Below are 12,640 nucleotides of genomic sequence, written 5' to 3' on the forward strand. Positions count from 1 at the left end.
TCGGACTGGAGGGAAGAGCGGAGCGTGCGTCAGGCGTACGACCGCAGCCAGCGCACCTTCTCCGCATCGTGGAAGGGGCCGCCGCCCTCGTGGTCGTTGAAGTCGTAGACCTCGATCTCCTTGTCCTCGTGCGCCCAGGCGTTGAACGCGGCGAACACCGTCGACGGCGGGCAGGTCTGGTCCTCCAGCGCCGCCGAGAAGAGAGCCGGGGCCCGGCCGCGGGCCGCGAAGTGCACCCCGTCGAAGTAGGACAGCGTGCGCAGCACCTCCGCCGAGCGGCCGCGGTGCGTCTTGAGGAACAGGCCGACCTCGCGATAGGGGTGCCGGTCCGTCAGGGTGGTCGCCCGCGGGAAGTCGCACAGGAACGGCACGTCCGGCGCCACCGCGACCAGGTCGGGGACCAGACCGCCGACGGCCAGCGTGATGCCGCCGCCCTGGCTGGCGCCGAGCGCCACGGTCCGGCCCGAGTCGGTCAGCGGGTGCGAGCGGGCCGCCTCGACGGCGCGCACGGCGTCCGTGTACACCCGGCGGTAGTAGTAGTTCTCGGGCGCGTCGATGCCCCGCGTCATGAAACCGGGATACGCCGGGGCCGCGCCCACCGGGTCCGCCGTACCGCCCCCGGCGCCCCAGGCGCTGCCCTGGCCGCGGGTGTCCATCACGAAGTGCGCCCGGCCCGTCGAGGCCCACAGCAGGTTCTCGTGCGGCAGCCCGCGCCCGCCGCCGTATCCGATGAACTCCACGATCAGCGGCAGCGGTTCGGTCGTGCCCGCCGGCAGCCGGAGCCAGCCCTTGACCGGGTGGCCGCCGAATCCGGCGAACGTCACGTCGTACACCCGGACCGTCGACAGCCCGGTGTCCACCGGCTCGAAGCGGGCGTCCAGCTCGTGCTCGCGTGCCTCCTCGAGGGTCTTGTCCCAGAAGGCGTCGAAGTCCTCGGGCTCGGTGGACTCGCTGCGGTGCGCGCGGAGTTCGTCCAGAGGCAGGTCGAACAGGGCCATGTACAACCACCTTTGCGAAGGGAGACTGCGTCAGCTCACCGTACGTGGGTGTACGAGGGCTGGCCAGTAAGCGTTTGTTCCCTCGCGGCGGCCGGGCACCCGCCCCTCACGCCCGCGGCTGGGTCCACCGCGGTCCGGTCCGCGCCCACTCCCGTTCCCACTCCGCCAGCCGGTGGCGCAGCGCGATCCGGCGCTCGACGGCGTGTCCGAGGAGTACGACGGCGGCCGCACCGCCCGCCGCGACCAGCCCGACGGTCACCGTGTGCTGCCAGACGGCCGCGTCGTCCGGCGGCGGTGCGACACTGCGGCCCCGGGCGTCGAACCACACCGAGACCGTGTCACCGGCACGGGTCCCCGACGGCACCCGGGCCCACGCCGTGCGTGTCCCCTTGCCGGGCTCGGTCCAGCGGACCTGGGCGCGGTACGCGTAGGCACGGTCGCCCTGCTCGGTGGAGAGCCGCTCGGGCGGGGCGCCGATCACCCGCGCACGCACCTGGTGGCGCTCGGCCCGCTGGGTGGCCGCGATGCTCCGGGCCGCGTCATGCGCGCGCAGCCCCGCGGCCACACCGACCAGCGGTGTGACGACGAACAGCAGGACGGCGACGATCAGCACCGTCCATGCCTCCACGACATCCGAGCGGCGCCGCAGCGGATTGCGCCGCAAGCGCCAGCCACGCACCCCGGTACGCATGTCCACCTCCTCGCACCGTCGGAGCCGGCGAGCCGACGAGCCGCTCCCCGCGGCCCGTCACCCCCCGCCGCTCACCCACACGAGCGTCCACACCCGTCTCGTACCCCGTACGGAGCACCTCGCTCACGCCGCGAACCGTGACTTCAAGCCCACCTGGAGCACGGAACGCGCCATGCGCCCCACGGTCGCGCGAACGACCCCGGCGCGCGACCCGGACTGTCAGCCGAAGCGCTCGATCCGGATCCGGTCCACCGGCTGGCCCGCCGCGACGAGCAGCCGCGACGCGTGCTCGGCGAACCCGTTCGAACCGCACACATAGGCCTCCCACCCACCAGGAGGCCGCTCGGCCAGGAGCGGCGCCAGATGTGCGGCCGCCATACGTCCCACGGGCACACCTTGTGGGGCGCTGCGTGTGAAGACGGGCGTCGTCTCCGCGCCCAGCTCGGCCGCGTAGATCAGCTCCTGGGGACTGCGCGCGGACACCAGCATGCGCAGCGGCACGGCGAGACCGCGCCTGCGGTGGTGCCGCACCATCGACATCAGCGGGACGATCCCGGACCCGGCGCCGACCAGCAGCGCAGGCCGGTCACCCGGCCAGGCGAAGAAGCCGCTCAGCGGCCCGCGCACCTCGACCGTGTCACCGGGGCGGGCGACCGTGTGGAACCAGCCGGAGACCTCGCCGTCCGGCACCTGGTCCAGGGTCAGCTCGATGTGCCCGGAGTCGTCCGGCGCCGACGCGATCGAGTAGTGGCGCTGCGCCACATACCCGTCCGCCGCGGTCAGCCGCAGCATCAGGTGCTGGCCGGGCAGATGCCCCGCCCAGCCCGGCACCGCCAGCCGGAAGGTGGCCGCGTGCGCCGTCTCGCGCCGGATCTCCACCACCGTGGCGATCTGCCACACCGCCGCCACCTGCTCACTCACCGCGATCCGCCCGGGCACGGCGAACCGCGTGGCGGGGCCGGCGGGGCGGGACAGAGGGGCAGCGGCATGGTACGGGGCCGTGGTGTCGGCCGCGTTCGGGATGGGGCTGGTTGGGACCGGGGGCGTGGAGAGGGCGGCCGGATTCTGGGCCGGAACCTTCGGGTTGGGGGTTGCCGTGCTGTCGGTCGGCTCGGGGCTTGTGGAGGGAACCGGGTCCGGAGCCGTGGGCGGAACGCGCGGGGTTGTGGCGTGGGGGTCCGGGGGCGTCGTCACCGTGTCAGTCACCGGAGTACCGCTGTTCCTTCCAGGGGTTGCCGCGCTCGTGGTAGCCGTTGCCTTCCCAGAAGCCCGGCTCGTCGTGGTCGAGGAGTGTGAGGCCGGCGATCCACTTGGCGCTCTTCCAGAAGTACAGATGAGGCACCAGCAGCCGCGCCGGACCACCGTGCTCGGCCGGCAGTGGCTCGCCGTCGTACTCCCAGACGATCCAGGCCCGAGACCCGGTGAGATCGGCGAGCGGCAGGTTGGTGGTGTAGCCGGTGTGGGAGCGGGCGACCACATGGGTGGCGGACACATGGGGCCGCACCACATCGAAGAACGCGTCCAGCGAGACCCCGCCGAAACGCACGCCGAACTTCGACCAGCCGGTCACACAGTGGATGTCGCCGTCGTACGCCGACGCCGGCAGCGCGTGCGCCGCGTCCCAGTCCCAGGTGTGCGGCCGCTCGACCAGGCCGTCGATCCGGAGGGACCAGTCGGCCGGTGCGAGGTCGGGGGTGACCTCGGCGGACAGGACGGGCCAGTCCTCGCCCGCGTCGTACTGCCCGGGCGGCAGCCCCGGATGGTGGACGCGCGGGCGGCCCGTGAAGCCTCGCGTAACGTTCATCCTTCAACCGTACTGGTCGTTCCGCGTGATCCGTCCCTGGTCACCGCCCGTCACGCCCGGATGATTGCGGCCGCATGAACTCTTTCGGGCCAGGGGAATAGCTCTGCGGCGCTTCTCCTTTGCGCTCGATGGCGGCACCGGTAGACCGGTGACAGCGCGAGAGAAGCGAGGAATGAGCATGCCCAAGGCGTATGTCTACACGCGGCACGGAGGACCGGAGACCGAGGCGCTGATCGACCTGGACCGCCCCGGCCCGGGCCCCGGCGAGATCCTGATCGCGGTCCGCGCGGCAGGCGTCAATCCCGTCGACTGGAAGCTGCGCCAGGGGTTCCGCCGCCCCGGCGAGGGCGAGCCTGTCTTTCCGGCGGTCTTCGGCAGCGAGGCCGCCGGCGTCGTCGTGGAGGTCGGCCCGGGGGTCACCGGCTTCGCCGCCGGCGACGAGGTGTTCGGCAGCGCCCTCCACGGCGCGTACGCCGAGTACGCCCTGCTCGCCGCCGACGTGACCGCCCACAAGCCCGCCGCGCTGTCCTTCCGCGACGCCGCCACCCTCCCGGTCGCCGCCGCCACCGCCTACGACGGCGTCCGCCAGCTCGACCTGCCCGGTGGCTCGACCCTGCTGGTGACGGGCGCCGGCGGCGGCGTCGGCAGCGCCGCCGTGCAGATCGCCCGCGCCTTCGGACTGCGGGTCGTGGGCGTGGCGAGCGAGGGCAAGAGGGAGTTCGTCCAGTCGCTGGGCGCGGTGCACGTGTCCTCCGGGCCCGACCTGGCCGCGCGGGTGCGGGCCGCCGCGCCGGACGGGATCGACGGGGTGTACGACCTGGTGGGCGATCCGGTGCTCGCCGAGGTCGCCGAGCTGCTGAAGGACCGCGGCAAGCTGATCACCGCGGGCTCGCCGCAGCAGGCCGTGGCCGCGCTCGGCGGCGCCCCCGTCAGGCGGGTCCGCACCGCCGCCGTCCTCGAGGCGGTGGCCGACCTCGCCGTACGCGGCGCCCTGAAGCCGCACATCGCCCGCACCTTCCCGCTGGACCAGGCCGGCCGGGCGCTGCGCACGGTGGAGGACGGGCACGCCCTCGGCAAGATCGTGATCGAGGTGACCGCGTGAGCGTCATAGCCGGAGCGGGCGTCGGCGACGGGCCCGCCGCCGACGCCCCGCACGTCCTCGACAACCCCGCCCTCGCCTCCCTGACCGGCCCGCACGCCCACTTCGCCGAGCGGCGCGGCCGGGTGCTGCGCTACCCCGTCGACGTCTCTCCGTGGCTCGCGCTGCCCGACGAACCGGACGCGCGGGACTGGGCGGACCTGGCCGCGCTGGCCGGTCCCGGCGCGGAGATCCCGCTGGCGGGGTACTGCGGTGAGGTGCCGGACGGCTGGGAGATCACCTTCCGGGTGGACGGAGTGCAGTTCGTGGACGACGGCCTCGCCGCCGCCCCGGACGCGGAGGCGGTCCGCCTCGGCCCGGCCGACGTACCCGAGATGCTCGACCTCGTGGCGCGCACCCAGCCCGGACCGTTCCTGCCGCGCACCGTCGAACTCGGCACCTACCTCGGCATCCGCCGCGGCGGCGCGCTGGTCGCCATGGCGGGGGAGCGACTGCACCCGCCGGGCTGGACGGAGATCAGCGCGGTCTGCACCGACCCCGCCTTCCGCGGCGAGGGCCTCGCCACCCGGCTGATCCACGCGGTCGCACACGGCATACGGGAGCGCGGCGAGACACCTTTCCTGCACACGAGCGCCCGCAACACGGGTGCCATCCGGCTGTACGAGTCGCTGGGCTTCCGGCTGCGCCGCCCTACGGCGTTCCTCGCGGCCCGCGCCCCGGAGCGGCTGGCGGGCGGACGGGCCGCGGTACCGGTGGCATGATCGGCCTCGGACCCTCGGGGGTTCAGTCGGCCCCGGTGTCGCCCGGACCCGCGTTGTACCGCTCCAGGTAGGCCGCGAAGCGCACCAGGTCCTCCTCCGGCCAGTGCGCGAGCCGTTCGCGGAACGCGGCCCGGCGGCTCCGGGTGACCTGGGCGAGGATCTCCCGGCCCGCCTCCGTCAGATGCAGTACCTGGACCCGGTGGTCCTCCGGGTCCAGGCGGCGCTCGATCAGCCCGGTCCGCTCCAGCGCGCCGACCTGGCGGCTGACGGTGGACTTGTCCAGCGCGTAGTGGGCGGCCAGGTCGGTCGCGCGGCAGCCGTCGCGCTCCTCGAGATGGCCGAGCAGGGTGTACGACACCAGGGACAGCTCGGGATGCATACGGCCCGCCGAGGCTCGGGCCCGGCGGGCGAAGATGGTCATCTCGCGCTGGATCGTCTCGACGGCCGACTCCGCTGCGCTCACGGGAATACCTCCTCCGGCGTTCTAGTTGTACAGTACAACTTGATGTGGAAGTTGTATAAGCCAACCTTTTGGAGGTCGCGCGCAATGAGGTCACCGGCACTGCGCCATGTGCTCACGCACCTGATCACCCCGCTGCTGATGTGCATGGGCATGGGGCTCGCGTACATGGGGGCCTTCGTGACCCCGGAGCCGCACCACCTGCCGGTCGCCGTCGTCGGTAGCGCCCCGCAGGCGAAGGTCTTCGCCCAGACGGTCAAGGACACCGCCGGGGAGAAGCTCGACGTCCGCACGGTCGCGACCCGCGCCGACGCCGTCGGCCTGCTGAAGTCCCGCACGGTGACCGGCGCCTATGTACCGAGCGCCAAGGCGCCCGAGCTGCTCGTGGCGAGCGCCGCCTCCGACATGGGCGCGACGGCCGTCGAGAAGGTCTTCACGCCGGTCGCCGCCAAGGAGGGCGTGCCGCTGAAGGTCACCGACGTGGCCGAACCGGTCACCGACGACCCCACGGGCCAGGGTCTGTTCTTCCTGCTGATCGCCCTCAGCATCGGCTCCTACGCCTCGGTCGCCGCCCTCGGTGCCGCGGGCGCCGCCCTCCCGATGCGGGTGCGGGCGCTGCTCACGCTCGGTGTCTCCGCCGTGGTCGGCGGCATCGGAACGCTGCTCGCCGGACCGGTGTTCCACCTCGCCCACCACGACCTCGCGGGCGTGTGGGGCATGGCCTGGCTGTACTCGGCCGGCATCCTCTTCATCGGCGTCGGCCTGCACACCTTCCTGAAGCGATGGACCACGCTCACCATGATGGTGCTGTTCGTGATGCTCAACTTCACCAGCTCCGGCGGGTTGTTCCGCCCCGAGCTGCAGAACGGCTTCTTCGGCACGCTGCACGCCTTCTGGAACGGCGCCGGCTTCGTCGAGGGTGCCCGCAGCCTGCTGTACTTCGGCGACGACGGTCTCTCGCGCAACGTGTGGACACTCGTCGTCTGGCTGCTGGCCGGCCTGGTCGTGACGGGCATGGCGGCCCTGTACGAGCGGCCCCGCCCGGCCCGGCACGCGGCCGGCCACACCGGCCCGGCGACCGCGACCGAGTCGGCCGCCACGCCCGCCGTGGCCCCGGCCGAGCGGAAGGCGGCGCGGGCGGCCGGGGAGGAGACCGAGGAAGAAGTCGAAGAAGAGGTCGAGGAGACGGTCGGCGTCTGACCCGATGCCGCCGGGCCCAGGGAGCACGCCCAACGCCGGGCGGTGCTCCCTGCCGGCTTTCACCAGGCGTCCGCTTCCGGTTCCGCAAGGGTCTGGACTTGCTTCGCGCGCTTCACCGGACTCGCCCTCTGGCCCGCACTCCATCGGCCTGGGCCGACTTGGCGGCGCATCACCCCGTCACCCCGCCCCCGACCCGATCGTCACCACCCGCGCCCACGCCGGCGGCGTGGGCGGCCGGAAGTCGGGATCCTGTTCGTCGTACGACCCGCCGGACCGCGGAAACAGCCCCACGACCGTCCGGCACGGTGGCCGTTCGCCCGGCCACGGTGTCTGACCGTCGGTCAGGACCACCACCGCGTCGGGCCGTGTCCGCAGCGCACGGGCGAAGCCGGTGCGCAGATCCGTCCCGCCGCCGCCGACCAGCTCGATGCCCTCCGTCCGGCACAGCGGCTGCACGGTCCGGGCCGCGGCATCGCAGGACAGCACGGAGACCAGGTCCCGCCGGCCGCCCACGGCCCGGCAGATCGCGGCCACCTCCAGCAGCGCGCTGCCCAGTTCGGCGTCGCTGACCGACCCGGAGGTGTCGATGACGACACACACCCGGGGCGGCCTGCGCCGCAGACTCGGCAGGACGACCCCGGGCAGCCCGGCCGAACGCCGCGCCGGCCGGCCGTAGCTGTAGTCCTCGCCCGCGCCCGGGGCGGAGACCGCCGACCGCAGCGCCGAGCCCAGCAACTGCCGCCACGGCTGTGGCGGATGGAACACCTCCTCCGCCCACCGCCGCCAGCCCTGCGGTGCGCTGCCCGGGCTGCCCTTGATGCCCTGCGCCACCCGGAACCGGATCGCGTCCCGCTCCTGCTCGCTCAGCCCGTGCGCGCCGTCCGGCCCCAGCTCCCAGCCCCGGTCCAGCCCGTCGGCTCCGCTGCCGCAGTCCAGCCAGGCCATCCTTTCCAGTCGAGAGCCGAGCCGGAACCCGGGCAGGTAGTCCTCCATCAACCAGCCCGTGGGCAGCCCCAGTTTCCCCGGCGTCACCGCGTCCTCGGGACACACCAGACCGTCGCCGTACACATCGTCGTTGATCTCGCAGTCCGCGGCGAGGTTCATCCGGAGGCGCTCCGCGGGCCCGCTCAGCCGGTGCTCGCGGGCGTACCGCTCGCTGCGCCCGTGATGGTCGCGCAGCAGATGCGCCACCTCGTGCACCCACACCGCCGCCAGTTCCTCCAGCGGTGTGCGGTCCACGAACGCCGGGGAGACGTAGCACCGCCAGTACCTGTCCACCCCCATCGTCGGAACCTCCCGCGACTCCACCGGCCGCAGCGCGAACAGGGCCGTCGCCAGATACGGCCGGACGCGGGCCGCGTGCAGCCGCGCGGCGAACAGCTTGCCGAGGTCGAGCGCGCCGGGCGCGTCCACCGTCATCGGCGCGTCCCGGCCCCTCGCGCGGCCTCGTCGGCCCGCCGGGCCAGCGACACCGCCCCGGCCAGCCGCTCGATCGCCGCCGGCACGTCCCAGTCCTCCCGGCGCAGGGACGCCAGCGTGGTCGCCGGCACGACCACCACGTCCGGTGCCCCGGTCTCCATCGCCCGCACCAGCACGGCCCAGGCCGCGTCCCAGCGCGCCCGCTCGGGGCGTTTGCGTACGGCGTCCACCACGCCGTCGAGCACCGCCTGCCGCAGATCCCCGCGCTCGGGCAGTTCGCCACCCGCCGGGTCGGCGAGCAGCGTCTCGGGGTCGGGCAGCTCCATCCGGTCCAGGCTCGCCAGCAGCTCGAACCCGGGACCGTCCCCCACGGTGCCCCGGACCAGCAGCGACAGCACGTCCCGCGAGGATCCGGCGGCGGTCGCGAAGGCGATCAGCCGCAGGGTCGCCTCCCAGCTCCGGGGCGACGGCCACGCCCCGCCCCGGCGGCTCTCCCCGCTCGGCAGCCGGTGCACCAGCCCCGGCCGGGCGACGAGGAACTCACACACCGCGCGCCGGGCGAAGGCCACGGCCTCGGGCAGCCGCTCCGCGTCGAGCCGGGGCAGGGTGGCCCGCGGCCAGGTCCCGCCGAGGCCCCGTACGACGACGTCGTGGTCGTGGGCCCACTGCAGATGCACGAAACGGTTGGCCAGCGGCGGGCTCAGTTCCCAGCCGTCGGCCGCCGAGGAGCGCGGGTTGGCGGCGGCCACGATCCGCACCCCGGGCGGCAGCCGCAGCGCGCCGATCCGCCGCTCCAGCACGAGCCGCAGCAGGGCCGCCTGCACCGCCGGGGGAGCGGTGGACAGCTCGTCCAGGAACAGCAGTCCCCGCCCGGCCCGCACGAGCCGAACCGCCCAGTCCGGCGGGGCCATCGGGACGCCCTGCACCGCCGGATCGACTCCCAGGACCGGCAGGCCGGAGAAGTCGGACGGTTCGTGGACGCTCGCGATCACGGTGGTCAACGGCAGGCCCAGGGCGTCGGCGAGCTGGTTCAGCGCGGCCGTTTTGCCGATGCCGGGCTCGCCCCACAGCAGCACCGGAAGATCGGCGGCCACGGCCAGGGTCAGTGCCTCCAGCTGGACGTCCGAGCGGGCCTCGGTGGTCGAGTCGCGCAGCAGGGCCGACAGGGCGTCGGCGACGGCGAGTTGGGAGGCGAGGGGCCGGCCGGCGGGCAGGGTCGTGGACACGTACGAAGTCATGAGGCATCACCTGGGGTGTGTGAACTGGGCGGAAGGGAAAGGGGGTTCAGAAGAAGGTGACGGTGCGGGTCTGCCGTCGGGTGGGGCGGCGGCCTCGGCCGGCGCGGCGGCTCGGACGGTGGGTGGAGGTGTCGCCGGAGCCGGTCAGACCCGCCCGGTACAGCCCGTAGGCGATGCGCCGCTCGGCGACCGCCGTGAGCTCGTCCCGCAGCGGCCCCTCGCGCAGCACCGCACCGCGGCCCAGCAGGCCCTCGACCACGGCCAGGGCGCCTTCGACGTCACCGTGGTCCAGCCGGTCGCGCACACCGGCCAGGCAGTCGGGACGCCGGTGCGCCTCGTCGATGGCCCGCAGACAGGGCAGCGGCGGCCCGCCGAGTGCGGCCAGCAGCTCCTCGCGCCGGATCTCGTCCGGATCGTGGTCCAGCGGTACCAGCACACCGTCGACCAGGCCGATCCGGTGCGTGGTTCCCCGGCACTCCACCTGACGCGCCCGCTCCACCGGATCCGGATCGCGGACGGCGCCGGGCGCGGTGTGACCGGGCACCAGGGCTGCGGCGACCAAGGGATGCAGCCGGTCCGCGCCGATCAGCCCGGCACGCAGCAACTCCAGATCGGGCGCCACCCAGGTCGCCGCATCGGGCAGCACCGGCACGGCGGAGAGTCCGCCCGGCGGCACCTCGCCCACGATCCGCAGGCGCGGCGCTCCACCACGCTCGGCGCCCCGGCACGGGAGACCGGCAGGGCCCGGCGTCCCGTCCCCCGTGCATGTTCCGCGCGGGGACCGGGCCGTTTCCGGCGGGTCGCTCCCGTATGCGATGTGGTGCGCTCGGCCGTGATGGCGTACCTCGGGTGGGCCGTGGGTCCCGTCGGCCGGGTGTGCGTCGCGCGGGGACCGGGCCGTTTCCGGCGGGTCGCTCCCGTATGCGATGTGGTGCGCTCGGCCGTGATGGCGTACCTCGGGTGGGCCGTGGGTCCCGTCGGCCGGGTGTGCGTCGCGCGGGGACCGGGCCGTTTCCGGCGGGTCGCCCGAGTCTGCGATGTGGTGCGTCCGGCATGCGTGCCGCGCCCCGGCCGGGCCGTGGGTCCCGTCGGCCGGGCGGGTTCTGCGCGGGGGTTCCGGCGGGCTGCCCTCGTCCGCGTCGCGGTGTGCTCGGCCGGGATGGCGCACCCCCGCAGAGCCCGGTGTCCCGGCGGCCGGGTCGGACCCCCACCCGTTCTCGGTCGGATCCGGCGCGTCGCCCCCGTCCTGCGTCACCGCAAGAAGCAAGCGGCGGCCGCCCCGGAGCCGTACGGCGAAGGTTTCACCGGTGTGTCCGTCGGCGCGCAGCAGGAGGTCCGCCTCGGCCGCCCACCGGCCGACGGCGCAGCCGGTCCCGGGTGGGGCGAGGCCCAGCGGATCGCGGTCCGGTGGCGTGAGACCGCCGGCGCCCGACCGGTCGCGCAGCTCGCCGGCCCTGCTCGCGTCCCACAGGTGCCGGTGCAGATCGAGCCGGTAGCGGCGGTTGGGGCGGGGATGCGGATGGTGGCCGGTGGGCGCGTCGGCCGGGTCGAACAGGGCGAGGCTGATCCGCTGGCCGGCGTCCGCCCAGGCCGGTGGGGTACGGGCCACCAGGTGCAGCGGGCCGGACCGGCCGGGCCGCTCGTACCGGGCCAGCGTCAGGGTCAGGCCGGGGCGCAGCAGCCCGTCGGGCGCGATCCTCGGCATGTGCCAGCGCAGCAGGTCCGGGGCGAGACGGCGGAGGTCGGCGCGGAGCCGGGCCGCGATGTCCCGGCCGTGGGCGCGGGCGACGGAGCGCAGATCGAGGTCGACGTCGATCCGGGCGGCGGCGCAGGCCCCTGCCCAGTCCCCGGCGGCACGGCGGCCGGTGGCGAGCTCGATCATGGACGGTGGCACGGCGTACTCCCGTACGCGCTGCCACATGGAAAGCTGGGGATCCCCGTACGCGGTGGAAGGGAGCATCAGCGCTCACCTTGTGCGGACGGGACCCCCCATCTCTGCGAGGCGTGAGTCGTCATCGCGGCGAGCCTAGCCACCCGACCGGGACGGCGCCAGGCGTTTTTCCCGCCCCGGACCGGGCGCCCCCTTGGGGTAGGGTGGGCGTCCGGTCGCGGACGGTGCACCGGCAGCGGTGACCGCGAGAGCGCCCTGAAGTCCCGCGCTCCGAAAGGCTTTCGGCCTCCATGTCTTCCCCTGGTTCCCTCTCTTCCCCCGACATCGTCGTCTCCGCCCTGCGCGCCGCCGGGTGCGTCTTCGCCGAGGACGAGGCGGAGTTGATCCTCTCCACCGCCCGCACGCCCGAGGAGGCGGCCTCGATGGTGGAGCGGCGCGCCGCCGGGCACCCGCTCGAACACGTCCTGGGCTGGGCCGGGTTCCACGGGGTGCGGGTCATGGTGGAACCGGGGGTGTTCGTGCCCCGCCGCCGTACCGAGTTCCTGGTCGACCAGGCGCTGGCCCAGGCGCCGCGGGCGAGCGTCGTCGTGGACCTGTGCTGCGGCTCGGGCGCACTCGGCGCAGCCCTCGCCGCCGCCCTGGACGGAGCCGAGGTGCACGCGGCCGACATCGACCCGGCCGCCGTACGCTGTGCGCGCCGCAACCTCGCCGCCTTCGACGGCCGGGCGCACCAGGGCGACCTCTACGACGCCCTGCCCGCCTCGCTGCGCGGCCGCATCGGCATCCTCACCGCCAATGTGCCCTACGTCCCCACCGCCGAGCTGCCCCTGCTGCCGGCCGAGGCCCGCGACCACGAACCGCGCGTCGCCCTGGACGGCGGCGCGGACGGCCTGGACGTGCTGCGCCGGGTCGCCGCCGGGGCACCCGAGTGGCTCGCACCGGGCGGCTGCGTGCTGACCGAGACCAGCGAACGCCAGGCACCGGCCGCCGTACGGGCCTTCAGGGACGCGGGTCTGACGGCCCGTCTGGCGGAGTCGGAGGAACTGTTCGCGCACGTGGTGATCGGCGTACGGCCGTAA

At 74.4% G+C, this 12,640-nt stretch carries 12 protein-coding genes; 4 read left to right on the forward strand and 8 right to left on the reverse strand.

The window, feature by feature from the left end:
* Positions 1 to 29: 29 nt before the first annotated feature.
* From ACFYZB_RS01675 to ACFYZB_RS01690, 4 genes are all read right to left on the reverse strand, one after another.
* Complete coding sequence (locus ACFYZB_RS01675; protein WP_388753011.1) at positions 30 to 998, reverse strand: acetylxylan esterase; 969 nt, start codon at positions 996 to 998, stop codon at positions 30 to 32.
* A 106-nt stretch (positions 999 to 1,104) separates the two neighbouring features.
* Positions 1,105 to 1,689 carry a hypothetical protein gene (locus tag ACFYZB_RS01680; protein ID WP_388753014.1) on the reverse strand — a complete coding sequence of 195 codons (585 nt, stop codon included), beginning with the start codon at positions 1,687 to 1,689 and terminating at the stop codon, positions 1,105 to 1,107.
* A 219-nt stretch (positions 1,690 to 1,908) separates the two neighbouring features.
* A complete protein-coding gene (locus tag ACFYZB_RS01685; RefSeq protein ID WP_388753480.1) occupies positions 1,909 to 2,664 on the reverse strand; it encodes a ferredoxin reductase in 756 nt (251 codons plus the stop codon).
* A 223-nt stretch (positions 2,665 to 2,887) separates the two neighbouring features.
* A complete protein-coding gene (locus ACFYZB_RS01690) occupies positions 2,888 to 3,493 on the reverse strand; it encodes a sulfite oxidase-like oxidoreductase (RefSeq protein WP_388753017.1) in 606 nt (201 codons plus the stop codon).
* A gap of 178 nt (positions 3,494 to 3,671) precedes the next feature.
* Between ACFYZB_RS01690 and ACFYZB_RS01695 the strand changes: the two genes are divergently transcribed.
* Both ACFYZB_RS01695 and ACFYZB_RS01700 read left to right on the forward strand, forming a co-directional pair.
* Entirely contained in the window at positions 3,672 to 4,595 is a 924-nt protein-coding gene (locus ACFYZB_RS01695) for an NADP-dependent oxidoreductase (RefSeq protein WP_388753020.1), read from the forward strand.
* Positions 4,592 to 5,353 (forward strand): GNAT family N-acetyltransferase, encoded by a 762-nt coding sequence (locus ACFYZB_RS01700; protein WP_388753023.1) that lies wholly within the window; start codon positions 4,592 to 4,594, stop codon positions 5,351 to 5,353. The genes ACFYZB_RS01695 and ACFYZB_RS01700 overlap by 4 nt, the downstream gene beginning before the upstream one ends.
* Positions 5,354 to 5,375: 22 nt before the next feature.
* Here ACFYZB_RS01700 and ACFYZB_RS01705 read toward each other — a convergent pair whose 3' ends face one another.
* Positions 5,376 to 5,774, reverse strand: a complete 399-nt coding sequence (locus ACFYZB_RS01705) for a MarR family winged helix-turn-helix transcriptional regulator (protein WP_351205813.1) — start codon at positions 5,772 to 5,774, stop codon at positions 5,376 to 5,378.
* A 126-nt stretch (positions 5,775 to 5,900) separates the two neighbouring features.
* Here ACFYZB_RS01705 and ACFYZB_RS01710 point away from each other — a divergent pair, with 126 nt between their 5' ends.
* Positions 5,901 to 7,013 carry a hypothetical protein gene (locus tag ACFYZB_RS01710; protein WP_388753026.1) on the forward strand — a complete coding sequence of 371 codons (1,113 nt, stop codon included), beginning with the start codon at positions 5,901 to 5,903 and terminating at the stop codon, positions 7,011 to 7,013.
* A gap of 177 nt (positions 7,014 to 7,190) precedes the next feature.
* On the opposite strand, the gene ACFYZB_RS01715 is transcribed toward ACFYZB_RS01710, so the two are convergent.
* From ACFYZB_RS01715 to ACFYZB_RS01725, 3 genes are read right to left on the reverse strand one after another with little or no spacing between them, the layout of a single operon-like run.
* Positions 7,191 to 8,432: a VWA-like domain-containing protein gene (locus ACFYZB_RS01715; RefSeq protein WP_388753029.1), complete on the reverse strand. Its 1,242-nt coding sequence runs from the start codon at positions 8,430 to 8,432 to the stop codon at positions 7,191 to 7,193.
* Positions 8,429 to 9,670 carry an AAA family ATPase gene (locus ACFYZB_RS01720; protein WP_388753032.1) on the reverse strand — a complete coding sequence of 414 codons (1,242 nt, stop codon included), beginning with the start codon at positions 9,668 to 9,670 and terminating at the stop codon, positions 8,429 to 8,431. Before ACFYZB_RS01720 ends, ACFYZB_RS01715 begins: the two co-directional genes overlap by 4 nt.
* Positions 9,671 to 9,716: 46 nt before the next feature.
* Positions 9,717 to 11,630 carry a hypothetical protein gene (locus ACFYZB_RS01725; protein ID WP_388753035.1) on the reverse strand — a complete coding sequence of 638 codons (1,914 nt, stop codon included), beginning with the start codon at positions 11,628 to 11,630 and terminating at the stop codon, positions 9,717 to 9,719.
* A gap of 221 nt (positions 11,631 to 11,851) precedes the next feature.
* Between ACFYZB_RS01725 and ACFYZB_RS01730 the strand changes: the two genes are divergently transcribed.
* Entirely contained in the window at positions 11,852 to 12,640 is a 789-nt protein-coding gene (locus ACFYZB_RS01730) for a putative protein N(5)-glutamine methyltransferase (RefSeq protein ID WP_388753038.1), read from the forward strand.

It is taken from the genome of Streptomyces sp. NPDC001852, assembly GCF_042891825.1.
Classification (GTDB): domain Bacteria; phylum Actinomycetota; class Actinomycetes; order Streptomycetales; family Streptomycetaceae; genus Streptomyces.

What these genes read in the sequence shown, in the direction of transcription:
- ACFYZB_RS01675 (WP_388753011.1), bottom strand. Translation starts at nt 998, where the DNA reads ATGGCCCTGTTCGACCTGCCTCTGGACGAACTCCGCGCGCACCGCAGC.
- ACFYZB_RS01680 (WP_388753014.1), bottom strand. Translation starts at nt 1,689, where the DNA reads ATGCGTACCGGGGTGCGTGGCTGGCGCTTGCGGCGCAATCCGCTGCGG.
- ACFYZB_RS01690 (WP_388753017.1), bottom strand. Translation starts at nt 3,493, where the DNA reads ATGAACGTTACGCGAGGCTTCACGGGCCGCCCGCGCGTCCACCATCCG.
- ACFYZB_RS01695 (WP_388753020.1), top strand. Translation starts at nt 3,672, where the DNA reads ATGCCCAAGGCGTATGTCTACACGCGGCACGGAGGACCGGAGACCGAG.
- ACFYZB_RS01705 (WP_351205813.1), bottom strand. Translation starts at nt 5,774, where the DNA reads ATGACCATCTTCGCCCGCCGGGCCCGAGCCTCGGCGGGCCGTATGCAT.
- ACFYZB_RS01710 (WP_388753026.1), top strand. Translation starts at nt 5,901, where the DNA reads ATGAGGTCACCGGCACTGCGCCATGTGCTCACGCACCTGATCACCCCG.
- ACFYZB_RS01715 (WP_388753029.1), bottom strand. Translation starts at nt 8,432, where the DNA reads ATGACGGTGGACGCGCCCGGCGCGCTCGACCTCGGCAAGCTGTTCGCC.
- ACFYZB_RS01720 (WP_388753032.1), bottom strand. Translation starts at nt 9,670, where the DNA reads ATGACTTCGTACGTGTCCACGACCCTGCCCGCCGGCCGGCCCCTCGCC.
- ACFYZB_RS01725 (WP_388753035.1), bottom strand. Translation starts at nt 11,630, where the DNA reads ATGCTCCCTTCCACCGCGTACGGGGATCCCCAGCTTTCCATGTGGCAG.
- ACFYZB_RS01730 (WP_388753038.1), top strand. Translation starts at nt 11,852, where the DNA reads ATGTCTTCCCCTGGTTCCCTCTCTTCCCCCGACATCGTCGTCTCCGCC.